Annotated in this window: 17 protein-coding genes; 12 read left to right on the top strand and 5 right to left on the bottom strand. The window is 49.6% G+C overall.

Annotated elements, in window-relative coordinates:
* Positions 1 to 94: 94 nt before the first annotated feature.
* From EFA69_RS01000 to EFA69_RS00985, 4 genes are all read left to right on the top strand, one after another.
* The gene (locus EFA69_RS01000; protein ID WP_123131229.1) at positions 95 to 520 is read left to right on the top strand and encodes a RidA family protein; all 426 of its coding nucleotides are present in this window, start codon (positions 95 to 97) and stop codon (positions 518 to 520) included.
* A gap of 271 nt (positions 521 to 791) precedes the next feature.
* Positions 792 to 2,594, top strand: coding sequence for a MutS-related protein (locus EFA69_RS00995; RefSeq protein ID WP_123131228.1), 1,803 nt, complete (start codon positions 792 to 794; stop codon positions 2,592 to 2,594).
* Positions 2,595 to 2,782: 188 nt separating this feature from the next.
* A complete protein-coding gene (locus tag EFA69_RS00990; RefSeq protein ID WP_123131227.1) occupies positions 2,783 to 3,028 on the top strand; it encodes a hypothetical protein in 246 nt (81 codons plus the stop codon).
* Positions 3,029 to 3,223: 195 nt separating this feature from the next.
* A complete protein-coding gene (locus EFA69_RS00985) occupies positions 3,224 to 3,664 on the top strand; it encodes a hypothetical protein (RefSeq protein WP_148041220.1) in 441 nt (146 codons plus the stop codon).
* 133 nt (positions 3,665 to 3,797) lie between these two features.
* On the opposite strand, the gene EFA69_RS00980 is transcribed toward EFA69_RS00985, so the two are convergent.
* Positions 3,798 to 4,607, bottom strand: a complete 810-nt coding sequence (locus EFA69_RS00980; RefSeq protein ID WP_123131225.1) for an SDR family oxidoreductase — start codon at positions 4,605 to 4,607, stop codon at positions 3,798 to 3,800.
* 336 nt (positions 4,608 to 4,943) lie between these two features.
* Between EFA69_RS00980 and EFA69_RS00975 the strand changes: the two genes are divergently transcribed.
* From EFA69_RS00975 to EFA69_RS00955, 5 genes are all read left to right on the top strand, one after another.
* Positions 4,944 to 5,852 (top strand): nucleotidyltransferase family protein, encoded by a 909-nt coding sequence (locus EFA69_RS00975; protein WP_123131224.1) that lies wholly within the window; start codon positions 4,944 to 4,946, stop codon positions 5,850 to 5,852.
* Complete coding sequence (locus tag EFA69_RS00970) at positions 5,834 to 7,012, top strand: phosphotransferase enzyme family protein (RefSeq protein ID WP_221175646.1); 1,179 nt, start codon at positions 5,834 to 5,836, stop codon at positions 7,010 to 7,012. Before EFA69_RS00975 ends, EFA69_RS00970 begins: the two co-directional genes overlap by 19 nt.
* Positions 7,013 to 7,021: 9 nt before the next feature.
* Positions 7,022 to 7,672 (top strand): carbohydrate-binding family 9-like protein, encoded by a 651-nt coding sequence (locus EFA69_RS00965; RefSeq protein WP_123131223.1) that lies wholly within the window; start codon positions 7,022 to 7,024, stop codon positions 7,670 to 7,672.
* Positions 7,673 to 7,791: 119 nt separating this feature from the next.
* Positions 7,792 to 9,231, top strand: coding sequence for a Gfo/Idh/MocA family protein (locus tag EFA69_RS00960; RefSeq protein ID WP_123131222.1), 1,440 nt, complete (start codon positions 7,792 to 7,794; stop codon positions 9,229 to 9,231).
* Between the two features lie 264 nt (positions 9,232 to 9,495).
* On the top strand, positions 9,496 to 11,166 hold the full coding sequence (locus EFA69_RS00955; RefSeq protein ID WP_123131221.1) for a beta-N-acetylhexosaminidase: 1,671 nt from the start codon (positions 9,496 to 9,498) through the stop codon (positions 11,164 to 11,166).
* A gap of 315 nt (positions 11,167 to 11,481) precedes the next feature.
* Here the strand turns inward: EFA69_RS00955 and EFA69_RS00950 are convergent, their stop codons facing one another.
* The 4 genes from EFA69_RS00950 to EFA69_RS00935 all read right to left on the bottom strand — a co-directional run bounded on the left by EFA69_RS00950 (position 11,482) and on the right by EFA69_RS00935 (position 18,581).
* On the bottom strand, positions 11,482 to 12,318 hold the full coding sequence (locus tag EFA69_RS00950) for an endonuclease/exonuclease/phosphatase family protein (RefSeq protein WP_245964460.1): 837 nt from the start codon (positions 12,316 to 12,318) through the stop codon (positions 11,482 to 11,484).
* Positions 12,319 to 12,431: 113 nt separating this feature from the next.
* Positions 12,432 to 13,655: a BT_3987 domain-containing protein gene (locus tag EFA69_RS00945; RefSeq protein WP_123131219.1), complete on the bottom strand. Its 1,224-nt coding sequence runs from the start codon at positions 13,653 to 13,655 to the stop codon at positions 12,432 to 12,434.
* A 14-nt stretch (positions 13,656 to 13,669) separates the two neighbouring features.
* Positions 13,670 to 15,520, bottom strand: coding sequence for a RagB/SusD family nutrient uptake outer membrane protein (locus tag EFA69_RS00940; protein ID WP_123131218.1), 1,851 nt, complete (start codon positions 15,518 to 15,520; stop codon positions 13,670 to 13,672).
* A gap of 19 nt (positions 15,521 to 15,539) precedes the next feature.
* Entirely contained in the window at positions 15,540 to 18,581 is a 3,042-nt protein-coding gene (locus EFA69_RS00935; protein ID WP_221175645.1) for a SusC/RagA family TonB-linked outer membrane protein, read from the bottom strand.
* A gap of 797 nt (positions 18,582 to 19,378) precedes the next feature.
* Between EFA69_RS00935 and EFA69_RS00930 the strand changes: the two genes are divergently transcribed.
* From EFA69_RS00930 to EFA69_RS00920, 3 genes are all read left to right on the top strand, one after another.
* Entirely contained in the window at positions 19,379 to 20,449 is a 1,071-nt protein-coding gene (locus tag EFA69_RS00930) for a LacI family DNA-binding transcriptional regulator (RefSeq protein WP_123131216.1), read from the top strand.
* Positions 20,450 to 20,748: 299 nt separating this feature from the next.
* Complete coding sequence (locus tag EFA69_RS00925) at positions 20,749 to 21,636, top strand: alpha/beta hydrolase (protein WP_123131215.1); 888 nt, start codon at positions 20,749 to 20,751, stop codon at positions 21,634 to 21,636.
* 214 nt (positions 21,637 to 21,850) lie between these two features.
* Positions 21,851 to 23,197, top strand: coding sequence for an NAD(P)/FAD-dependent oxidoreductase (locus tag EFA69_RS00920; RefSeq protein ID WP_123131214.1), 1,347 nt, complete (start codon positions 21,851 to 21,853; stop codon positions 23,195 to 23,197).
* The last annotated feature ends 505 nt before the right edge of the window (positions 23,198 to 23,702 follow it).

Genomic DNA, 23,702 nt, shown 5'->3' with positions numbered 1-23,702 from the left:
CAAACAGCAAAGGGCGGGCCTCCAAAAGGCCCGCCCTTTTTTATCCCTGCGTTTTTAGGTTATTTTTGGAAAAAGAGCCGCTAAACGCAAAATCATGGACAAGACACCGTCAGAAATCATCCACGCCAACCAGGCGCCGGAACCCGTGGGGCTGTATCCGCATGCCAGAAAAGTAGGCAACCTGCTGTTCCTCTCGGGGGTGGGGCCGCGCGAGAAAGGCACGAGCCAGATACCGGGCGTCACCTTAGATGAGGCGGGCGCAGTGGTGAGTTATGACATTGAGGCGCAGTGCCACTCCGTGTTCCGAAACGTGCGGGCTATTCTGGAGGAGGCGGGCTCTGCCTGGGAGAATCTGGTGGACGTAACCGTTTTCCTGACCAACATGAAAGCCGATTTCCAGACCTACAACCGGCTCTACGCCCAGTATTTCCAGGACTGCCAGCCTTGCCGCACCACCGTGGAGGTAAACGCGCTGCCCACGCCCATTGCCATAGAGCTCAAATGTATTGCCACTATCTAACATGCGTTTAGCGGCCATTTTTCCAGAATTAGGGGTAAAACAGGCGCAGCCGCGGGCAATAAACCCAAGGATTTTCCTTTTGATAAGAGACCACCTGTTTTAGGCCTGTTTTCAGAAAAAGAGCCGCTAAACAGGGGAGGCGTACTAAGGAAAACATCACGCTGCCTTTTGGGGGCGGCGTTCAACAACAACAGCGAAAAAGACCAGCGCCGGGAACAGACGCAGACAGATTAAGTCAGCGCCCCAGGGCTTCTCTTGCAAGACTAACTGAATGACACAGACTTCTCCAGAAGCATTGTTCACAGAGCGGGAACAACGCTTTTTCGCCGCCGAAGAGCGGCAGGCTTCTACGTACCGGTGGGTGGGTTGGCTGCGGCTGGCTTTCTTTGTAGGCTCCGTGATTGGCTGCGTGGTGCTGTTCTACTACGGCAGAAGCGGCGCCGGGCTGGGTTTGCTCGTGAGCGGATATTTCATCTTCGCGGCGCTCATCCATTGGCACAACAAGATTGAGTACGCCCGCAAGCACCAACTCTACCTGGGCCTCATTAACCGGCGGGAAAACGAACGCCTGCGCGGCGAACTGACTGATTTCCCTAGCGGCGAGGAATTTCAGGAACCCAACCACTCCTACACCGCCGATCTGGACGTTTTTGGCCCCAACTCCATCTTCCAGCTCCTGAACCGCGCCGTGACGCGGCTGGGCCAGCAGCGCCTGGCCCAGTGGCTCAAGCAGCCCGCCAGCGCGCAGGAGATCATCGCCCGGCAGGAGGCCGTGGCAGAACTGGTGCCGGACCTGGAGTGGCGGCAAAACCTGGCCGCGCGCGCCATGCACCATGACCGCAAAACCCAACAGTTGCCGCAGTCTTTCCTGCTGTGGCTCCGGAGCCCCAACTTCTTCACGGGTAAAGGCTGGCTGGTGGCGGCCACGTTTCTGCTGCCCTTGCTCACCATTGCCGCCGCCGTGGCCTGGGCCCAGGATTACTCCCATTACCCGTTCATAGGACTGGTGCTCGTTCAGTTCCTGATCGCGTTCAAATACCAGCGCCAGCGCGATGAATATTATGATGAAAGCACCGGCATGTACGAGACGCTGCGCAGCTACACAGATTTGCTCGTGCATATTGAGAGCCGCACCTTTACCAGTGCCAAAGCGCAGGCCCTGCAACAGCAACTGAAGATTGACGAGCAGGTGGCCTCGGCGCACGTGCGCCAGCTGGCTTCCATTATCCAGTACTTATCGGCGCGGCTCAACACGTACCTCAACTTTGTCCTGAACCACATGCTCATGTGGGATTTTATCTGGATGTGGCGGCTGGAGCGCTGGAAGAAAACCATGTCGGGGAATATTGGGCAGGTGCTCAGCGCGGCCGCCGAGTTTGAGGCGCTGGCCAGTCTGGCTGCTTTCCAGTACGCCAATCCGGCGTACGCCGTCCCGCAGATAAGTCAGAACCCATTTGAGTTTAAAGCAGAAGAACTGAGCCACCCGCTTATTTTCAGCCCGGGCCGCACCGCCAACAGCATTTCGTTTGCGGGGGCGGGGCACACGGTGCTCATCACGGGGTCCAATATGTCTGGGAAGAGTACGTTTCTGCGGGCGGTGGGCGTGAACATGGTGCTGGCCTTTACCGGCGCGGCCGTCTGCGCCCGTCAACTCACCGTTTTCCCGGCTTTGGTGTACACCAGTATGCGCACCGAAGACAACTTAGCCGAGAACACCTCTTCGTTCTACGCCGAGCTTAAACGCCTCAAAATCCTGATCGACTTAACCGCCGCCGGGCAGCCCGTCTATTTCTTCCTGGACGAGATCCTGAAAGGCACCAACTCCCATGACCGGCACCAGGGCGCCATGGCGCTCATCAGGCAACTGCACCAACGGCAGGCGGCGGGCTTTGTGTCTACCCATGACCTGGAACTGGGCAACATGGAGCAGGAGTTACCGGGCGCGGTGCAGAATTTCAGCTTCAACAGCTACTTTGAGAACGGCCAGCTTCGGTTTGACTACACCTTGAGACCCGGCATTTGCCAGAGCTTCAACGCCAGCCAGCTCATGCGGCAGATGGGCATTGAACTGTAGCGTTTTTGCCCTGATTTTGGAAAAAGAGCCTCTAAACGGCGGCTCCGTCTCTTTTCCTGAAGAGGAGGCGGAGCCGCTTTTGGTGTAACCAAACCCGTGGGAAAAGGTAAAACTTCCATAACATTGATGCGCCCAAAGCGGTTACCTTTGTGTAGATTATCCAAGAAAGCCTTTACTTCTATAACACCATGCGCGTAGTAGCAGACATACCTCACCCAGATATTAAAATTACCTTATTGGCCTGGAACGGTAAATATTTACTTAAGCTGGAACTGGGTCCTTTTGAGCAAACCTACAAAGTAAGCGAGATGGATATCCTGGGGGGCGATGAGGAGATAAAGCGCTGGCTAGACGAGGAGTTTCTACTGAAAAGTATAGAATTATTTCTAGCCATGCGCGAAAACCTGCACGCCACGCGCCTGCGCCACGAGTAAGAACTAATAAGGTTTCAGTATTTGTACCCTTTCCATCGAAAGATTGTGGAAAATGTTGTGGAGAACTTGGAAATGCCAAATCCTTGCCCTAAATTCATTACAAGACAGACAAATGAATAGGCAAACAAGTGAGGTACATAAGCATTTAACCACCAGCGCTATCAGTTATTAGCGTATAGTCCCCCCTATAGCGCCATGAAGATAGGTTTAAGTAAAAACATCAAGATTTCCTATAGGGCAGATATGCGAACGGTCATTATCCGTTGGCAGCAGCCTGTCACCCTCACGGAGTTCAAGATGAACTGTCTCGCCATCCTTTCGCTGGCCAAAGAAAACGCGGCTTCGTCCTGGCTTTTGGACTGCCGGTCTAAGGGCGAGGTTACCCAACAGGAAAGTGACTGGCTCAGCAAAGATTTCTATCCCAAAGCGCTGGAGCAGGTGGCCCCGCACGTAATAGTGGCCTGGCTGCTGAACCCCAGGCAAATGCAGCGCCTCCGGGAAGCCCATACCCTTTCCGCCACTTCTGAAGATGGAATGGATGTGCGGCAGAAGGCTTTCCTCACGGAGCAGGAAGCCGTGAACTGGCTGGAAGGTTCCGTGGCGGAACTGGAGCACCGCAGCCACCGCTCCCGGTAATAAATCATCCTTTATAAACTGATCTCAGGAGAGAGGAGTCAAAAGCAACGGGTGCGTTTAGGGGCTGTTTTTTGAAAAACAGCCCCTAAACGCACCCGTTCAAATTTATAGAACCTGCTGGAGGTGACTTGTGCTACTCCGCAAAAGAAGGATACAGGGTCATGCCGCCGTCTACGTACAGGGTGGCGCCGGTCATATAGTCTGCTTCGTCTGAAGCCAGCCAAGACGCTACCCGGGCAATGTCATCGGGTTCCCCAATGCGGCCGTACGGAATCTGGGAGAGCATCTGCTGCTCGCCTTCCTTGCTGTCCCACTCTTCCTTGTTAATGGCGGTTTTGATAGCCCCCGGCGAAATGCTGTTCACCCTGATCTGCTTGGGTGCCAGTTCCTGGGCTAGGGTTTTCATCATCATGGCCACGCCGCCTTTGGAGGTGGCGTAGTTCACATGCCCCGCCCAGGGAATAATGTCATGCACCGAACTCACAAAAATGATTTTACCCGCCGCCTTTGAAACATCTTTTCTGATTCCTTGGGCCACGAATTCCTGAGCGGCTGCCCGGGCGCAGAGGAAGGGTCCGGTTAAATTGATGTCAATCACTTTCTGCCACTCGGCCAATGTCATCTCCAAAAAGTTAGCGTCTTTCTGGATGCCGGCGTTGTTCACCAGAATGTCTACGCTGCCAAATGCCTCCTTCGCCTGGGAAAACATCTTGTTCACCTGGTCTTCCTTGGAGACATCGGCTTCCACAATAAAGCCTTTTCCGCCGGCGGCTTCTATCTGTTTCAGGGTTTCTTGGGCCCCTTCTTCGTCTGAGTTGTAATTGATGACCACTTGGGCACCGTCCTGGGCCATGCGGATGGCAATTCCCTGCCCAATGCCCGAACTGGCACCCGTCACAAGAGCTACCTGGTTCTGTAAGCGTGCCGCTTTTGAGTTTTCCATGTTGTGTTATAAGTAGTGCTCTTTCTGATACTACGCCTCGGCGGGAAAAGTTGTAGGTACCTTGTGCTTCTGCGAGAAAGCTATATCTCTGAATGTAGCTGAGGAGGGAAATACTCCACTTGCCTCTAAGTTTCTCTGAAATTGTAGAAGCAGCCTTGCCTGAGTTAGATACAAATCAAAGAGATGTTAACGTGCTGATTAATAATAGGAGTTGACGGTTACGTGTTCGTGCACAATTGATATATTTCTTAGTGTGTTCGAACACATTTGTAGTTATGGCTCTTGTTTATCTTGTTTTATGTTTCTATGTTTAAAAAAATTATTCATAGTTGTGCCATGGAAGTGAAACCAACACTGCTGGTATTGGCGGCCGGAATGGCTACCCGCTACGGTAGCCTCAAACAAGTAGATGCCTTTGGGCCTCACGGCGAGACCATCATTGAGTATTCAGTCTATGATGCGATGCGCGCTGGTTTCAGGAAAGTAGTGTTCATCATCAGGCAGGCGATTGAAGAGGAATTTAAGGCAGTGATGCAGCAGAAGCTGAACGGCCGTATTCCGGTTGAATACGTTTTGCAGGAGCTTTCCCTGCTGCCGGAGGGAGTGGAGGTGCCTGAGGGCAGAATGAAGCCCTGGGGAACGGCCCACGCAGTGTGGGTAGCCCGCCACGTGCTCACTGCGCCTTTCGCGGTCATTAACGGCGATGATTTCTACGGCTATGAATCGTTCAAGAATATGGCCCAGTTTCTCCAGGAGGGAGGCAAATGCGGGTTGGTTGGCTTTGCAGTCGCGAATACGCTGTCTGAGAACGGTGCCGTGTCACGGGGAATCTGTGAGGTAGACGAAGAAGGGAATTTGCTGAGTATTACCGAGCAGACCCACATTGAGCGCGCTGCCCAGGGCATTGTAGCCGTGCAACCCGACCACCAGGAGGTGCCGCTGGCGCCGGAACAGCTAGTGTCTATGAACTTGATGGGGTTCTCGCCCTCGCTCTTGCCCTATTTTGAAGAGTATCTCACTGTTTTCCTGCGGGAACAAGCCCATGAGCCCAAAGCCGAATTCTACCTGCCCGTAGTGGTAGACAAACTGGTGAAAACGGGCGTGACCCCGGTGAAGGTGCTGCCTACCTCTGAGAAATGGTTTGGGGTAACCTATCCCGCAGACAAACCGCTGGTGAAAGCCGCCTTGCATCAATTGGTGGCCCAGGGGAAATATCCTGAGAATCTATGGGAAGAGACAATATAACCAAACAAGAAGCCATGGTACAGACAGCGGCGGTAAGTGAAACAATGACAGAGGTGCTTTCCCATTTCAGCCTGGAAGGATGCGTGGCCAGTGTGACGCCATATGGTTCGGGGCACATCCATGATACCTATCTGGTGAAGAACCTTGATTCAGGATGTTCGGATTACGTGTTGCAGCGGGTCAATCATCATGTGTTCAAGAACGTGCCGGGCCTAATGGAGAACATCCAGGTAGTGACAGCCCATTTGCGCCGGAAACTGGAGGAGTCGGCTTCTGCACAGCCAGAGAAAGAGGTGCTCACCCTCATTCCTACCAAAGACGGACAGTTGTTCTACATAGACCTGGAAGGCAATTACTGGCGCATGTACCTCTTTCTGGAAGAGACCACCAGTCTGGATCTGGTCTCCACACCCCAGCAAGCCTATGAAGGAGGCAAGGCGTTTGGGCGTTTCCAGGCACTGTTGGCTGATTTACCCGCCCACCAGCTCCACGACACCATTCCCAACTTCCACAATGTGGTAAGCCGCCTTGAACTGTTCAAAGAAGCAAAGGCGGCCAATTCTGCCGGTAGGGTGCAGGAAACGGCCCCTGAGATTGCCTTTGTGGAGGCGCGTGCCCAGCAGATGAGCACGATCTATGAGATGGGCCAGCGGGGCGAACTGCCCTTGCGCATTACGCATAATGACACCAAATTCAACAACGTGTTGCTAGACAAAGCCGGCAAGGCCCAGTGCGTGATTGATCTGGATACCGTGATGCCGGGTTACGTGGCCTATGATTTTGGAGACGCCGTCAGGACCACCGTGAATACCGCCTCTGAGGATGAGCCCGATTTAAAGAAAATACAAGTGAACCTGAGTTTGTTTGAAGGGCTGGCCAAAGGCTTTCTGGAGGAAACCAGTAGTTCCCTCACACCTCATGAAATCTCTTCCCTGCTGCACGGGGTACTGTTGCTGCCTTTCATCATGGGCCTGCGGTTCCTGACGGATTACCTCAGTGGGGATGTCTATTATAAAATTCATTTTCCGGCCCATAATCTGCAACGCGCCCGGGCCCAGTTCCAGCTGGTGAAACAACTGGAAGCGCAGCGGCCGGTGCTCCAGCAAATTCTGGAGGAGATAGTGCAGGAGACCCGTCTGGCAGAAACAGCCGCTAAATAACCAAGAACCATGAAGCAACTGGAAGTCCCCTATCTGTTTGTGCTGGACCGCGAGGCTTCGCAGCAGGAAGTATCTGAACGGTTAGATGCCTTGCCCAGACACGCGCTGGATACGGTGCCCTGGCCCGCTTACGCCTATAAACCAGAGGTGTCTTTTGCCGTGGCGCACAGCAATGACTGTTTCTTTGTTAAGTTCTACGTGGAAGAAGACTCCATCAGGGCGGTGTTCCGCCAGACCAATTCGCCGGTGTACCGAGACAGCTGTGTGGAGCTCTTCATCGCCTTCAATGATGAGGGTGAGTATTACAATCTGGAGTTCAATAGCCTAGGTTCCTGCCTGATGGCGTTTGGGGAAGGGCGCGAAAATAGGCAGTTTCTCTCTGAGGCAGTCATAAGCCAGATAAAAAGATACGCCCAAATGACCGTAGGCGAGCCCAACAAAGATGGCGCGGCGGTGAAGTGGGAGCTGACATTGACCATTCCCGTTGAGGTGTTCAGTTTCCATGCGTTTACTTCCCTTACCGGGCAAAGCTGTAAAGTGAACTTCTACAAATGCGGCGATGATTTGCCTGAGCCCCATTACCTCACCTGGAACCACATTCTGGCCCCGGAGCCAGACTTCCATTTGCCCCAGTACTTCGGAGACCTGCAGTTCCTGTAAGAGTAGCGAGGCAGATTTCTTTTCTGGACGTTTAGGGGCCGATTTTCCTAAAACTGACTTAAAACAGACACTTACCTCTGATCTAACTTTTGTGCTTTCACCCCTTTAAGAACAAGACCATGAGTAACAATAGGAGAGAATTCCTGAAGCTTGCCGGCCTGGCCGGGGTTGGCCTGGCCAGTACCGGATTTATCAGTGGCTGCGCCTCCACCGCCTCGGCTACTAAGCTGGGCCAGATCCAGGAGCAAGCCAAAAAGAGCCATCGGCAGACCTTCAACATGAGCGGGTATGCCGCCCCAAAGCTGGAAACCGTCCGGGTTGGTTACATTGGGCTGGGGATGCGGGGTATTGAGTCAGTGAAGCGGATGAGCCACATTGAAGGGGTGAAGATTAAGGCGCTGTGTGACATCAGACCGGAACGGGTGGCCGCCTCCCAGAAGAAACTGACGGCGGGTACTCCACCGCCCGCTACCTATTCAGGCAAGGAAGAAGCCTGGAAAGAAATGGTGAATCGCCCTGACATTGATCTGGTGTACATCGCCACACCGTGGCACTTGCATACGCCCATGGCCGTGTACGCCATGGAGCACGGGAAACACGTGGCGGTGGAAGTGCCCGCGGCCAAAACCATTGAAGAATGCTGGCAACTGGTGGAAACTTCTGAGCGCACCAAAAAGCATTGCATGATGCTGGAGAACTGCTGCTATGACTTCTTTGAGATGCTGACCCTCAACATGGCCCGCCAGGGATATTTTGGCGAAATCGTGCATGGGGAGGGAGCCTACATCCATGAGCTCATCGGGCTTAACTTTGGCAAGACCAGTGAGACCCAGGAGGCTTACTATGACATGTGGCGCCTGAAGGAAAACACCCGGAACGGGAGCCTGTATCCCACCCACGGGTTGGGGCCTATCTGCCAGATCATGAACATTAACCGCGGCGACCAGATGGATTACCTCGTGTCTGTGTCTTCCAATGATTTCACCATGGGTGCCAAAGCGAAAGAACTGGCGGCCAAAGACAGTTTCTACCAACCGTATGCCCAGATGCAGTTCAGGGGCAATATGAACACCACCACCATCCGGACCAAGAACGGCAGAACCATCATGATTCAGCATGATGTTTCCTCCATCAGGCCCTATTCCAGAATCCACTTGGTGAGCGGCACCCAGGGCATCGCCCAGAAATGGCCCACGCCCGCTAAGATTGCCAACAGCCATAAGTGGCTCTCTGCCGAAGATTACAAGAAAGTGGAAGCGCAATACACTCCGCCGCTCACCAAAAAGCTAGGCGAGATGGCGAAGAAAATAGGCGGGCACGGCGGCATGGACTTCCTGATGGAATGGCGCCTCATTGATTGCCTGCGCAACGGTTTGCCCCTGGACCAGGACGTGTACGATGCCGCCCTCTGGAGTGCGATTGCCCCCTTGAGTGAATGGTCTGTGGCCAACCGCTCCAACTCCATTGACGTGCCTGATTTTACCGCAGGCGCCTGGCAGCGTAACCACCCCGTAGACCTTAGCCTGGCCGGCGGTGGAACTACCAACGTGCGCGCCTAACCTCTCCCTCAATTTATCTCTCCTTGTTCTGTTTAGGGGCTCTTTTTGGAAAAAGAGCCCCTAAACAGAACAAGGTTGAAATGCCGGTAAGGAGCCAATTCGTCTCCGGGCCCTACAGAAGTACCGCCTCCCTCCCTACATGATTTTCTGACAAATGCCATCCTCTGCGCCAGTTCTGGTTTGCAGCGGTAAGGTCAATCATGTGCCTGATCATCCGCCTGGGCGGAGTACAATTTTGGTTTGTAATCCTAAACTCTTTCATGTATGAAGCAGCCTTTCTTTCATTCTGTTTATCTTTTTCTGTTTCTCGCCCTTTGTCAGATAGAACTACTGGCCCAGGACAGCCAGAAATATGCCATCATTCCCCAGCCACAGTCTTTAACTCCTGAGAAAGGGGAATTCCTGTTGAATGAGAAAACGACCCTTCTATTACCGGTAGACAGTGCCGGGTTTAAACTGGCCGCCAGCTTTCTGGCAGACTTGGTGAAAAATGCCGCAGGGTATGAGCTGAAGTACGGCAAAGCAGGAGCCAAGCCTTCTAAAAATACGGTTGCTTTTCTGGTAGATCCTAATTTGGAGAATGAGGAAGCTTATACGCTACAGGTGCATTCCAAAGGGGTGCAGATAAAGTCCAAAACCGCCAAAGGGGCCTTCTTTGCCGTGCAGACCTTAAGACAACTCATGCCTGCGGAGGTAGAAGGTAAATCCACTCAGAAGACTTTCCCCATTCCGGCCGTGACTATTACCGATGCCCCACGTTTTTCTTACCGCGGCGTAATGCTGGATGTGGGGAGATATTATTTTCCCGTAGACTTCCTGCGCAAATACATAGATCTACTGGCTTTCTATAAAATCAATACTTTTCACCTGCACCTCACCGAAGACGCCGGTTGGCGCATGGAAATAAAGAAATACCCCAAACTACAGGAAATTGCCGCCTGGCGAGACAGTACCGTGGTTGGGCATGCCAAAGACAAACCCCGCAAATATGACGGGAAGCGCCACGGAGGCTACTATACCCAGCAGGAACTGAAGGAGTTAGTGAAATACGCCCAAAACAGGTTTATCACCATTATTCCTGAAATTGATATGCCTGGTCACTCCTTGGCAGCTTTGGCTGCCTATCCAGAACTAGGCTGCCTCAAAGACACTACTTACCAAGTACTAACGGCCTGGGCCATCCAGAAAGATATTTTTTGCCCCCATGAAACCACTTTTACCTTTCTGGAAGATGTGCTCACAGAAGTGATGGAGGTTTTCCCCAGCAAATACATCCATATTGGCGGCGATGAGGCACCCAAAGACCGCTGGAAACAGTCTGCGGCGGCGCAGGAAGTGATAAAGCGGGAAGGACTCAAAGATGAGCATGAACTGCAGAGCTACTTCATCAGGCGTGTAGAAAAATTCGTGAACTCAAAAGGCCGGGCTATCATTGGCTGGGACGAGATTCTGGAAGGTGGTCTGGCACCTAATGCCACCGTGATGTCTTGGCGCGGAGAAAAAGGGGGAATTGCCGCCGCCAAACAAAAGCATGATGTGATCATGACGCCTAACACCTATCTGTACCTGGACTATTACCAAACCCCAGAGGCCCGTAAAACGGAACCCGTCGCTATTGGCGGCTATCTGCCCTTAGAGAAAGTGTATTCCTATAACCCTGTCCCGGCCAGTCTCACCGCCGCCGAAGCAAAGCATATTCTAGGTACCCAAGCCAACGTCTGGACGGAATATATTTCTACCGGAGATCATGCGGAGCACATGACTTTCCCCAGAGCTTCCGCGTTTGCCGAAGTAGCTTGGACACGCCCCGAGCGGAAGAACTATGCAGATTTCAAGCTACGGCTCCTCCAGCATTCCAAACATCTTGATAAGCTGAAAGTAAAGTACGCTCCTTATTTCAAAGCCGAAAAAGGGCTTAGCCAAGCAGGTAAATAAGAAGAGGTCCGTGATAAGGAACCTTGCCAGGGAAGCATAAGAATTAGGTTTTCCTGGCAAGGTTTTGCTATAGCAATTTGCTCTAGGGCTAAAGTAAAAGGATCTATTTTAGCTATAGGAGCCCGCTTGGCAATTGTAAACCTTGGCCAGACTTGGCATGTGGTAAAGCTGATGTACTATGATGCCTGATCATTTCCACAGTTCAAAGAAGATACTAACCGGTTCAACAGCAACGCTCCCGTTTAGGGGCTGTTTTTCTAAAAACAGCCCCTAAACGGGAGCGTTGCTGTTGATAATAAACTCAGTTAGCTCTACCTACTTCTTGAGTTGTATCTCTGCCACCAGAGGGAGGTGGTCAGAAGCGTATGTTTCAGTGATGGTTCTGAAGTTTTTGACGCTGAACTTGTTCATGGGGTGCAGCAAAATGTAATCTATGGTGCGGGTAGGTGTAACCGCCGGAAAGGTGGGCGGGCACGCAGCCGGGCAGCCGGAACCTAACTGCTGGAACAAGATATTCATAGTGGTGGAGGTTGGCTGGGCATTGAGGTCACCGGCAATGATGAGCGGCAAAGGGAGATTCTTTACTATTTTCACTAGTTCATTCGCTTGTAGAATGCGGTTGTCTTCAGGCCCTAAATGATCTAAGTGCGTAGACGCAAACAGGAATTTGTGGCCTTCTTTTTCAACCGTAACCATGGCTACGGAACGAGTCTCGCCGCCCAACTGAGTGGTAACCGGAAGCTCATATCGTTTACTTTCCAGAATGGGCAAGCGGGAAAGTACGGCATCGCCAAACTGGCCTCCCTGGTAGTCAATGGCTTTGGTGTAGAAGTAATGCATGCCGGTAAGTCGTGCCAGTTCTTTGGCTTGGTCTACTGTGGTGCCAGACCTTTTAGTGTTCACGTCTACTTCCTGTAGGGCCACTAAATCAGGTTTCTGAATGTTAATCACATTGGCAACAGCCTCCAGGTCTCTGTAGTCTGCGGGTTTGGAAGGCGGGTTCCCGATATGGATGTTGTAAGACATTACTTTTACCGTTATTTCCTTGGGAGCGGGTAAGGGTACATCCTCTTCGTCATCTGGGGTTGCGCTGGTTCCGCCACAGGCAGCCAGCAGAAATACGGGCAGAAAGAATTTCAGAAGCTTATTCATCTTTGTTAATTGCCTTAAATAGGTTTTTAGAAATGGAAAGCAGAAGCAGCCATGGAAGGCTATGCCCATGCAAGGGGAAACTTCCTGCTGCTTCTACACCTGGTTATTTGTTGCTATTCCTTGTACACCTGGAACTGTGTAATCACGGGTAAATGCGCACTGGTAGAACTGGCACCCACGGTATGGCTAATTACCCTAAACCTGCTGGGGTTCTTGTACATGATAAAATCAGAGAAATTGACCGGGTTGGCCACAGGGGTGTTTGGCGGGCAGGTGGAGCAAGGGAAGATGAGCTGAGCTTCTGCCAGTGAAACATACACCGGGCCTGCTGGTGGGCGGTCATTGAAGTTGCCTGCCAGAATGAGAGGTTCTGTGGTATACGTGTTTAGGATCTTTACTAACTCCGGTAACTGAACCCCGCGGCGGGTGGCATTGGAACTTAAGTGAGTGCCTGCGAATACTATTTCTGTTCCATTGCTAAGTTCAACGGTAATAACCCCCAGCGGACCTTTCTCTGTGTTTTCATCGCCGGTAGGCAAGATATGGGTCACGGCTTGTTTTAAGGGCAATTTGGAGAAGATGGTACAACCGTAGGCTCCGCCACCGTCAAAATTTGAAATAGAGGTAACAAAAAGGTAGTGGGGCATTCCAATTAATGGAGCCAATACCGCTGCTTGGTCTACTTTCCCGTTGCGGTTGGTGTTCATGTCCATTTCCCGTACCAATAAAATGTCTGGGCTGTGCTGATTGATGATATCTGCGGCCAGTGCCATGTTGTAGATACCTGCTCCCTTGCCAAAAGACATCACTTTGAGACTGGTGCCCTCTTTTTGCGCTTCCACCAGGAAATAAGCTGTTTTCAAGTTATTATTGATAGGTAAGTTGCCACTCACCTGGTCAATGGATACGGGAAGAAGGTATTGTTTGAAAGGTTCTAGTACCCCATTGGTGCGTACTTTTATCTTGAGGGGGAGAGAGCTAACTGAGCCCGAAGGAATAGTAGCCGTTGTCTGATTTAATTCATAGCTGCCGGAAGGCATAACGGCATAGTTGGTGCCATTAGTTGTGTTGAAAGTCTGTACCAGGTTTTCATCTACTTTAAAGCTCACCTCCACCGCACTGCCCGGTACGTCTGGCCCTCCGTAGGCTACCCCAAACACAATACTTTGCAGGGTGTCTGCCATGGTGAAGGTGCGCTTGGCCGGGGCCTCTATGGCCTGTGGCAGGTAGATTTTGACATAGTCGCTGGGGTTGGGGATGTCTGTGTCATACTTGCAGGCGGTAAGGCCGCAGCTGGCAAGCAACAGTACCCAATAGAAGATGTTTATCTTTTTCATGGTCTTTCTCTGAATTAATAACCTGGATTCTGCACCAGATTGCTGTTTTTGTTTATTTCCGGCTGGGGGATAGGGAAGAAGTAGTAGCTCTTCCGGAAGACACGGGTCTCAAAAACAGTTCTATTGTAAAAAGCCGGAGGGTCTGCGCTAATGTTCATGCCATAGAAGGGACCGGCATCTGTCTGCTCGGCAATTTTCCAGCGGCGGGTGTCAAAGTAGCGCATGTGCTCAAAAGACAGTTCTACCCTTCTTTCATGCCAGATAGCCTCACGCATGGCGCTCTGCGAACCAGGGACAGGCAAGGGAGAGGCACCTTCCCCAAATTGAGGAATGCCAGCTCTTTCTCTAATGCTATTCAGGTAGCGCAGAATATCTGGGTTACCAGGGTCTGTTTCATTGAGGGCTTCCACATAATTGAGCAGTATCTCCGCGTAACGGAACATGAGGTAAGGACGAGCTGTGTTAACGGCGGTTCTGGGGTTAGCGGCCGGCGACACGTTTTTACGATTGATGTATCCGGTACGGGAATGATCCCAGGAACCGGCCGGGCCAGATTCGCCTGAATTGTACGTCTGAATGACTTTTACTCCCTCGCTGGTGTTAATCCATTGGGCTCCGTTGTAGTTGACATTGGCATAGAAGCGTGGCTCCCTGTTTACGTACATATTGTAGGTGTTTGGGAGGGTGTATTTGGTGGCGGCTGCCGTGAAGCCTGTCTCTGTGTATCCAGACTGCGCATTAATGATAGGAGAGCCGTTTGCATTATAGCCTAGGATTGGTCTCATGCCGTTGGCCATATAGTATGCATCTACCATCTGCTGGGTAGGGCCGGTACTGGCGTAACCGCTGGCTAAGCGTGGGCTGGAGGCGCGCTCCCAACCCGGCAAGTTATTAGATACCCGGGCAAAGATTACCTCAGGGTTCCAGGCATCCAGAAAAACGCTGCGGTAAGAGAGCAGTGGATCAAAATTTCCTTGGGCATTATTCTTTTTGTAGAGTGAAAGAACACCTAAATCAATAATGTCTTTGGCCGCTTTGGCTGCTCTTTCCCATTTAACGGCACTATATTGTTGGTTGATAAGGGGTTTTCCGTCTAAGTTCACAAAGCCTGCATACTCCTGGTTGCCGTTAAACAGAGGGCTGGCGGCATATAAAAGCAACCGGCTCTTAAGCGCCATACAGGCAACCTTTGTGGCTCTTCCAAACTCCCCAACCCCATATTGCTGGCTATTAGATTCCTGAGTGGTCCAGTGGAGCGGGAGGTCTTGGCCGGCAAGGTCTAATTCTGAGACAATATAGTCTACGCATTCATCATAAGAATTGCGGGGCAAGTGGAGGAGCGGGTCAGTGGGATCTAAATCGCCGGGGAGTACCTCGTCGCCCAAAATAGTAATAGGTCCCCAGGTACGGAGCAAACTGAAGTACAGAAACGCCCGCACAAAGCGTGCCTCTGCTGTTCTGCGCGTGATGAGTTCTGGGGTAAATTGAGGGTTACCCCCAATGTTGTTGATGAAGGTGGTGGCTGACCGGATGCCTTTGTAATAGTCACTGTAGTAATTATCATAGTACCCGGAGGCGGCGCTCCAGTTGCCTATGTTCATCAGAAAGGTGAGATAACCCGGGCGGTCATAGGTAATATCTCCTTCATCAGAGAGACCAATCCAAGGGGCATTGTTTGTGAGGTAAGACTCGTCCTTGATGTAGTTGTATACGTTGGCCAGATATTGTTCTGAGGTTTCGCGGCGCATGAAGACCTGCTCTATGGTTAAGCGGTCGTCTGGTACCTGATCTAGAAAATCTTCTTGACAAGACCCCGTTAACAGGAGAAGAAATATGCCAATGCTGTATTTGAATAGACTTTTCATGGTTGGTGCATTAGGTCTGTTAGAAGTTGAGATTGAAGCCAATGCTAAAGGTGGCCACATTAGGATACATAGCTCCACCTGGGAAAGCGGCGTCACTTCCGTCTCCAAGCTCCACGTCCCAAAGTTTAAAAGGAGTGAATGTGAGAAGATTAACCCCGGAGAAGAAGATGTCTGCATTGGAAATCTTTACCTTCTCGGTGTACCTCTTGGGCAGTTTATAAGAGAGTTGGGCGGTTTTAAGTCTCAGATAACGTCCATTGGCAATCCACCAGGTGCTTCTGGCGTAATTGTCATTGACGGTTCCGGCGCTTAGGCGAGGATAGAAGGCATTGGGGTTGGGGTTTTCAACTGTCCATCTGTCATGGATATTGTTGAAAAGGTTGCCGCGGCTCAAGCCCTGCTGGAAGGGAATCAGACCTTCACCATTGAGCCAGATGTCCATGTTGCCTACCCCCTGGAATAAGGTAGAGATTGTAAACGCCTTATAGCCTAACGTAAAGCCGAAGCCATAGATGATTTCAGGTACCTGCCCGTATCCAATTGGGGCTTGGTCGTACGCGTCAATGCGGCCATCTGCATTAAGATCCTTGAATTTGATGTCGCCTGGGCGCACATCGCCAGCTTGGAAGGCACTGTTGGCAATCTCTTCCTCTGAGTTGAATAACCCAAGTGCAACATACCCGAAACGCTGCCCCACTTTTAGACCTTTGCGGTCAAGCCATGGATATATAGGGTTTGGCTCATCATTTTCTATGACCTCATTACGGTTGAAGGTAATGTTCCCCAGTAACTGGAACGTGAAGTTTTTGCCCAATTTACCTGAGTAGTTGGCAGACGCATCAATACCTTTGTTGTCAATCTTGCCTACGTTTCCGTACGGGTTGTTCCGCATGCCTACATAGGCGGGTAAAGAAGCCCGGCGTAGGAATATTCCTTCTCTGCGCTCATGAAAGATATCAACCTGTAGGTTTAAGCCATTGTTAACGGTCCAGATATCCAATCCAAGATTCGATTTCATGGCAGTTTCCCACGTCACATCCACGGCATATTCACCAATGTCGTATCCGGAGATGTTAGATGGAGTTTTCCCAAATGAATAACCGGTTGTGGAAGCTACAGTGCCCAGATAGGCAAATCTTCTTCCTCCAATGTTGCTGTTCCCTACAATACCATGGGAAACCCGGAGTTTCACCATTTGGGCAATGCCTTTTAATGGAGAGAAGAAAGGTTCTTCTGAAATAAGCCAGCCTACCGCCGCAGAGGGAAAGAAGCCGTAGCGTTTGCTGGGCAGGAAGTTCTCAGAGCCGTTGTAACCAAAGTTGACTTCGGCAAAATATTTCTCTTTGAATGCATATGTAGCTCTGCCTGCTATCCCTCTAAACCGGAATGGCAAAGAAGTTTCAAAATCAGAGGCTTGGGTGTTGATTTCATCACTTTGGTTAAAGAGCAGCATTCCGCCAAAGCTGTGGAGATCAAAATCCCGCTGATAATTAAGGGCCGCTTCATTATAGATGGTGCGGGAGCCGTTGTTGTTGCGGCTGTATCCTAAGAACTCTGTGCCAATGCGTGTCTGCTGGTAAATAAGATTACCCTCCGCATCGCGTCCGTTCGCTAACCATGTGTCTGGCGTTTTTGTTCTTCTAAGGCTTACGTAATTATAGGCATCAAAGGAGAACATGCCTGTCGCGGATAGTCCCTCGGTGATGAAATCCAGTCCTTGGGTTACCCGTAGGTTTGAGAAGAGCTGGTTACGCCATTGGTTTGCGTAGCCCGTTTGGGTTAATAAAGCGTATGGGTTCTGAACACTAGAGGCGGCCACATCCGCCATTTTGCCGTCTGGGTATTTAACAGGATTCAGGACAGGTGTCATGAAGAAGGCCTTCTCAAAAATGTCACTCGCGCTTGTGCCTGGGTAATTCACATTGGCTAAATAGCCTTGCACGCCCAATTTGACGGTGGTGCTGCTGGAAGGCTTAAGGGTAATATTGGAGGTGAGGTTGTATCTCTTGTAAGATACCTGCGAGTCATATTCAGCTAACTGATCAGTTTTGTAAAGACCTTTTTCATCATAGAAACTGGTGGCCACATAGTAGTTAACCCTGTCTGTGCCTCCGTTGATGTTGAGGTTTAGTCTTCGGGTGCTGCCCCATTTATTGAATAGCTCCTTGTACCAATCCACATTAGGGTACAGATAAGGATCTGTCTGGTTGCGTGTGGCTTCAATGGTTTCAGAACTGTAACGGGGCTGTCCACCGCGGGTAGTTAGTGCTTCATTCGCCATCTCCATGTACGTGACCCCGTCTGCAAATTCAGGGACTTTGGTGAATCTGGTGACGCCCTCATTGTAACGCACATTGAATTTAGGCTTGCCGGCGGTGCCGCTCTTAGTAGTGATAAGTAACACCCCGTTAGCCCCTCTTACGCCATATACCGCGGTGGCCGAAGCATCTTTTAAGATGGAAAAGTTCTCAATATCTTCTGGATCTACATCTGAGAAAGGCCGTGGTACTCCATCTACAAGCACTAACGGCTTACTTAAACTATTACTGAAAGTAGAAATTCCTCTGATATAGATGTCAGCATCATCGCCACCGGGCTCGCCACTGCGCTGTACAGAAACTACCCCTGCCAAACGGCCGCCCAAAGAAGTACTTAAGTTCCGAACCGGTAACTGTAACTCTGTTGGTTTCACAGATGACTGTGCGCCCACAGTACTGATTTTTCTTTGGGTACCGTACCCTACTACCACCACTTCATCTATTTGAGAGGAGTTGGTACGTAGCACTACATTCACAATATCTCTTCCCTTAACAGCTACTTCCTGTGAGTTATAGCCAATATAACTGAACACAAGAACCGCATTTTCAGGTGCGCTGAGCACATACTTGCCGTTCACATCTGTGCTGGTGCCAGTAGTGGTTCCTTTGATGAATACTGTAACTCCTACCAGAGTGGTACCAGTAGAGTCTGTCACAGAGCCCCGCACATCCCGGTTGTTGTCTTGGAAAGGTAAAGTGTTTGCCTCCTCAAAAGAGGCAGGAGTGGCTGGCGGTAAAACCACTGCAGCTGAATAGTCTTTACTAGCAGTCTTTGCTGTAAAAAAACTATCCTTAGCAAGGCTACTGTCAGGGACTGTAGATAGCATAAACGCCATCAACGCCACTGGCGGGTAAGGTAGAAGATTTCGCATTTGGAAACGTTTATGGTTAAGTCTGGTAGATAATGCAGATGAAAAGCCACTTTAAGGAGGAAAAGAGACCTTAGAAGTGGTTGCAGTGGACGTAGCGCTACTTTAATCATAGCTGCTGTCCACTTATGAAATCAATTCTGAAAGAATTTATGTCCTTCTCTTGCCACAGTAAGCACATTATGTGCTTAACTATACAAACATACCCGTCTCAAGTCCATTAATTGGACTTTTATGCTTTTGGTAAATCCTTGCTTATCCAAATATGAGTAAAAAAAAGTTGATTGCAAATAAATTAAGAAATAAATGTGTTCGAAAACACCAAAGAATATTCTATTTGTGTTCGAACACATTTATTTGTTGTATAGGTCTAGGGTGTCTGTTAGTGATCATGTAGGGAAGTAGGGGGATTTAATGTAAATTGAAATATAAAAGTATATGATGTTTATTTGTGACCTGTTATGGCAATGTTAAGAATACCTTTAAGCAGAGAATAGCATTAGTGAGAACAGATATTAATTTGAAAGCTCTTACACTTTCAAGCATTGGTCAGGATTAAAACACACGCATATCTATTTTAAGAAGACTATCCATATTAGATTGCATTATATTTTCAGAGCCGTGTCTTAGTTATAAGAAGGACACTTGTTCAAGTAATTGGAACTGCCTCTATGGTAAAAAGAAGTATCGTCCGGATAAAGGATATAGCTGAGAAAGCAGGGGTTTCTACAGGTACGGTAGACCGGGTGCTGCATGAAAGAGGAAAGGTTGCAGAGGAGGTGCGGCAGAAGGTACTGGAAATTGCCAGGGAGCTTAACTACCAACCTAACTTGTTGGCCAGAACCTTAGTCAACAACCGGATGTATGATATTGCTGCGTTAATTCCTGATCCGGGACAGGATATTTATTGGCAAGCTCCTAAAACGGGGATAGAAAAAGCGGAGCAGGAGTTGGCCCAATACGGAGTACAGGTAACCCACTTCATTTTCAACCCCTTTGATGCTGCTTCTTTTAAAGAGAAAGCAGCGGAAGTAGCCTCTTTAAAGCCAGATGCGGTGCTGTTGGCGCCCATCTTTTACCGCGAGTCTCTCCCTTTCTTTAAGCAGTGGAAAGAAATGAAAATTCCTTTCGCGCTGTTCAATACGCACATCCCCGACTACGAGCCATTGCTGTATATTGGCCAGGATTCCTATCAAAGCGGGTTTCTGGCAGCAAAACTTCTGCATTACGGTCATCCGCAGGGGGGAACATTCTTGGTGGCTCACATTGACGTAGATCTGTCTAATTCTTCCCATTTGGTTAACAAGGAGCAGGGCTTTTTTGATTATTTCAGCCGAGTTGAATCAAAAGTAAGTTATCCGCTGCTACAGGTAGATCTGCCTGATTCCAATTCCCAAGAGTTTCAGAAGCGGTTAGGTGAGCTAATAAAGGAGAACCCTGGCCTAAAAGGGATTTTCGTCACTAATTCCAAAGCCCATACGGTGGCGCATTACCTGCAGGAAAGAGCGATGACCCATATAAAGCTCATTGGCTATGATCTCATGGAAAAGAACCTGGAGCACCTGAACAAAGGAACCATTGAGTTTCTGATCAACCAGAATCCGAAAGGACAGGGATATTGGGGCATTTACGGACTAGCAGATCACATAGCGTTCAAGAAGAAAGTGAACCCCATTAAATACCTGCCCCTGGACATCATCACCAAAGAGAATCTCCATTACTATATAGAGGCAGACCTGTAGCAGATACTAAAGCCTATTGTTAATAGAGTAGAATGCTGTTCGAAGTGTGGCTGGTGTAACGGGCAATGTACATGGCCCAAAAAGCTACTCACTGCTTTTATGAATGACCTGAAAGGTATGTGCTTGGGGCCCAACGAGAGCAGCGGGAGTTATTTGGTGAAGCTGAGGACATAATTCTGTTTAACAGAAAAGCGGCTGTAGCCTTCAGTAACTAGTTTAATCTGGGTGCAGTGGTTCTTTGGGTTGGCTAAATAAGGAGAAAGGCCTTATACTTGAGCACTGAAAATCTTTACTACATTATGAAAAATCTGATACGCCAATGCATGCTCTTCCTGTTGCTTCTGCTAATCTCTTGGCCTGTGCTGGCCCAACAGGGAACCTTGAAGGAAAGCCTTAAAACCAAAAGCAAGATATTAGGCTACGAGGTAGACTACTCCATCTACTTGCCTTCGGATTATGAGAAGTCCAATCGGCGTTACCCGGTGCTGTACCTGTTGCACGGCTACACAGATGATGAAACCGGGTGGGCACAGTTTGGCGAGGCTCATCTTATCGCAGGTAGGCTGATGCAGGCAGGCCAGATACCTCCCATGCTCATTGTGATGCCAGATGCCGGCGTAACCTGGTACGTGAACAGTGTAGACGGCAAGGTGAAGTTTGAGGATTTCTTCGTGAAAGAGTTCATCCCGCACATTGACAAAGAATACCGTACCCGCAACAGCAAAGCCTATAGAGCGGTGGCTGGTCTTTCCATGGGCGGCTATGGATCGCTTATCCTGTCTATGAAGCATCCTGAACTGTTCGCGGCGGTGGCGCCTCTGAGTGCGGCTGTGTACACCAATGAAGAGTTCCAGAACATTACAGATGAGCGGTATACCAAGACCTTTGCCAGCATCTATGGGCAATACCCCCAAGGGCAGCAAAGGCTGAGTGCGCACTGGTACCAGAACTCTGTCCTGAAGATCATAGAAACCACCCCAGTAGATTCGCTCAAGAAAATGAAGTACTACATAGACTGCGGCGATGATGATTTCCTGATCAAAGGCAACATGGCGCTGCATGCCGCACTCATAGACAAGAAGGTGCCGCATGAGTTTAGGGTGCGAGATGGAGGCCATACCTGGACCTACTGGCGCACGGCGCTGCCGGAGGTACTCAAATTTGTAGGCGAGACCTTCCACCGGTAAGTTTCTGCAAGGTTGAAGTAGTGTAAAATGCGTTTAGGGACTGTTTTTCCAAAAACAGCCCCTAAACGCATTTTGTGTTTCAGAAGGAGGTGATGTGGCTTATACGGCTTCTGTTAAATAGAATATCTAATATGTAAAAAATAGAGTATAAGTCTATGAATACAAAAGTTGCGGCCTCAGCTGCGGCTCCTGTGAAAACTTCTATTGATAGACTATGCTTCATGTAAAAGAGCTTACGTTAAATATTCCAGATACCACCAAACCACGGGTAGTCATCATTGGCGGTGGCTTTGGGGGAGTGAATCTGGCCAAGAACCTCTCTGGCAAAGAGTTTCAGGTAGTGATGTTTGATAGGCAAAATTACCATGGGTTCTGGCCGCTGCTGTACCAGGTGGCCACGGCCGGGCTGGAACCAGACGCCATTGCCGAACCGCTCCGGAAAATGTTTGATGAGGAGTATGAAGACTTCCATTTCCGGCAGGTGAAGGTAACGGGTGTACACCCTGAAACTAAAACCGTCTCTACTCTGGTAGGTGATTTGCCTTATGATTTTCTAGTTATTGCCACGGGTACCAAATCTAACTACTTCGGGAATGAGCAGATCAAGCAGTATTCTTTCCCGCTAAAGCAGATCCCAGATGCCCTGAACCTCAGAAGCCAATTGTTGCAGTGCTTTGAGCAGGCCAACATGATCAAAGACCCTGAGGTGCGGCAAAGTTTGCTCAACTTCGTGATTGTGGGCGGCGGGCCTACAGGAGTAGAATTGGCCGGTGCCTTAGCCGAAATGCGAAAACACGTGCTCCCCAGTGACTACCCGGGCATGGACTTCAGCCGCATGAATATCTATTTGGTGGAGGGGCTGGATAGGGTTTTGCCCCCTATGTCTCCGGAGTCTAGCCAGACCACCAAAGAGTATTTAGAGGAGGTAGGCATCAACATAAAGCTTAATACTTTGGTGGAGTCTTATGATGGTAAGGTGGTAACCTTTAAAGGGGGAGAGCAGATTAAGACGCAGACGCTCATTTGGGCCGCCGGTGTTTCTGGAGCCCAGATACAAGGGCTTCCGCCAGAAGCCAGTGACAGGGGGCGTTACCTGGTCAACACATTTAACCAGATCATTGGCTTCCCGGAGATTTTTGCCATTGGTGACATTGCCTTCATGAAGACGGAAAAGTATCCTAGAGGTCACCCAGGCGTAGCCCAGCCCGCCATTCAGCAAGGAAAACATTTAGCTAAGAATCTGCGCCATATCATCAGGAGGGAGCCGCTGGAGCCTTTTGAATATTTTGATAAAGGGTCTCTGGCTATTATTGGGCGTAACCGTGCCGTGGCAGATTTACCCAAAAACAAACACCTGAAGGGCTTCATTGCTTGGATGGCGTGGCTTTTTGTGCACGTGTATTACCTCATTGGTTTCAGAAACAAGCTTGTGGTGCTTACTAACTGGCTCTACAAATTTGTGACCTATGAGAACAGCACTCGCCTGATCATAAGGCCCTATATTAGGAAGGATGATATAGCAGGGCAGGAGTTTGTAAGAAAGCAGGCCGATCTTGATTAGTCCTCTTCTCCTAAAGGCAGAAAAGCTATATAAACTGATTTCTGCCTTTAGGAGAAGAGCCCTTTTGTATCTGAATTTAAATATGCATAAGGTTAAAATGTTTTAATAGTTAAGTTTAATTTATAAGCTATATAGTACGAATATCTATACGTGTGCATTAATTCCACTACTTACTTTTGAGTAATATTTAATATTTTATGGAAATTGGTATATATAAATTTGTGGTTTGTAACTTTAGCACTATATTAGATAAACAAATTTATATTAATGCAGCCTTAAGCGATTTTTAAAGAATCAGCTTTGCGTTCTTTTTGGATTTAAGCAGTGATTATCTAATATAATATTTGTGTTTATTTATAAATTTTCATATTTAAGTGCATTAAAATGAACTTAAACTCCGTTCTATTGTTGCTGATAATAGAAAGATGCGCGGCACAGGAAATCTAACCCTTGGATAATGTGCTTGCCAAGCAGCAAAGAGCATATTCCTGTCCTCAACAATACA

Source organism: Rufibacter immobilis (assembly GCF_003721565.1).
Classification (GTDB): domain Bacteria; phylum Bacteroidota; class Bacteroidia; order Cytophagales; family Hymenobacteraceae; genus Nibribacter; species Nibribacter immobilis.
Note: the sequence above shows the minus strand (reverse complement) of the source record. Positions and strands in the feature narration are given on the sequence as shown.

What these genes read in the sequence shown, in the direction of transcription:
- EFA69_RS00950 (WP_245964460.1), bottom strand. Translation starts at nt 12,318, where the DNA reads ATGAATAAGCTTCTGAAATTCTTTCTGCCCGTATTTCTGCTGGCTGCC.
- EFA69_RS00960 (WP_123131222.1), top strand. Translation starts at nt 7,792, where the DNA reads ATGAGTAACAATAGGAGAGAATTCCTGAAGCTTGCCGGCCTGGCCGGG.
- EFA69_RS00990 (WP_123131227.1), top strand. Translation starts at nt 2,783, where the DNA reads ATGCGCGTAGTAGCAGACATACCTCACCCAGATATTAAAATTACCTTA.
- EFA69_RS00985 (WP_148041220.1), top strand. Translation starts at nt 3,224, where the DNA reads ATGAAGATAGGTTTAAGTAAAAACATCAAGATTTCCTATAGGGCAGAT.
- EFA69_RS00975 (WP_123131224.1), top strand. Translation starts at nt 4,944, where the DNA reads ATGGAAGTGAAACCAACACTGCTGGTATTGGCGGCCGGAATGGCTACC.
- EFA69_RS00980 (WP_123131225.1), bottom strand. Translation starts at nt 4,607, where the DNA reads ATGGAAAACTCAAAAGCGGCACGCTTACAGAACCAGGTAGCTCTTGTG.
- EFA69_RS01000 (WP_123131229.1), top strand. Translation starts at nt 95, where the DNA reads ATGGACAAGACACCGTCAGAAATCATCCACGCCAACCAGGCGCCGGAA.
- EFA69_RS00965 (WP_123131223.1), top strand. Translation starts at nt 7,022, where the DNA reads ATGAAGCAACTGGAAGTCCCCTATCTGTTTGTGCTGGACCGCGAGGCT.
- EFA69_RS00940 (WP_123131218.1), bottom strand. Translation starts at nt 15,520, where the DNA reads ATGAAAAGTCTATTCAAATACAGCATTGGCATATTTCTTCTCCTGTTA.
- EFA69_RS00930 (WP_123131216.1), top strand. Translation starts at nt 19,379, where the DNA reads ATGGTAAAAAGAAGTATCGTCCGGATAAAGGATATAGCTGAGAAAGCA.
- EFA69_RS00920 (WP_123131214.1), top strand. Translation starts at nt 21,851, where the DNA reads ATGCTTCATGTAAAAGAGCTTACGTTAAATATTCCAGATACCACCAAA.
- EFA69_RS00945 (WP_123131219.1), bottom strand. Translation starts at nt 13,655, where the DNA reads ATGAAAAAGATAAACATCTTCTATTGGGTACTGTTGCTTGCCAGCTGC.
- EFA69_RS00955 (WP_123131221.1), top strand. Translation starts at nt 9,496, where the DNA reads ATGAAGCAGCCTTTCTTTCATTCTGTTTATCTTTTTCTGTTTCTCGCC.
- EFA69_RS00925 (WP_123131215.1), top strand. Translation starts at nt 20,749, where the DNA reads ATGAAAAATCTGATACGCCAATGCATGCTCTTCCTGTTGCTTCTGCTA.
- EFA69_RS00995 (WP_123131228.1), top strand. Translation starts at nt 792, where the DNA reads ATGACACAGACTTCTCCAGAAGCATTGTTCACAGAGCGGGAACAACGC.
- EFA69_RS00970 (WP_221175646.1), top strand. Translation starts at nt 5,834, where the DNA reads ATGGGAAGAGACAATATAACCAAACAAGAAGCCATGGTACAGACAGCG.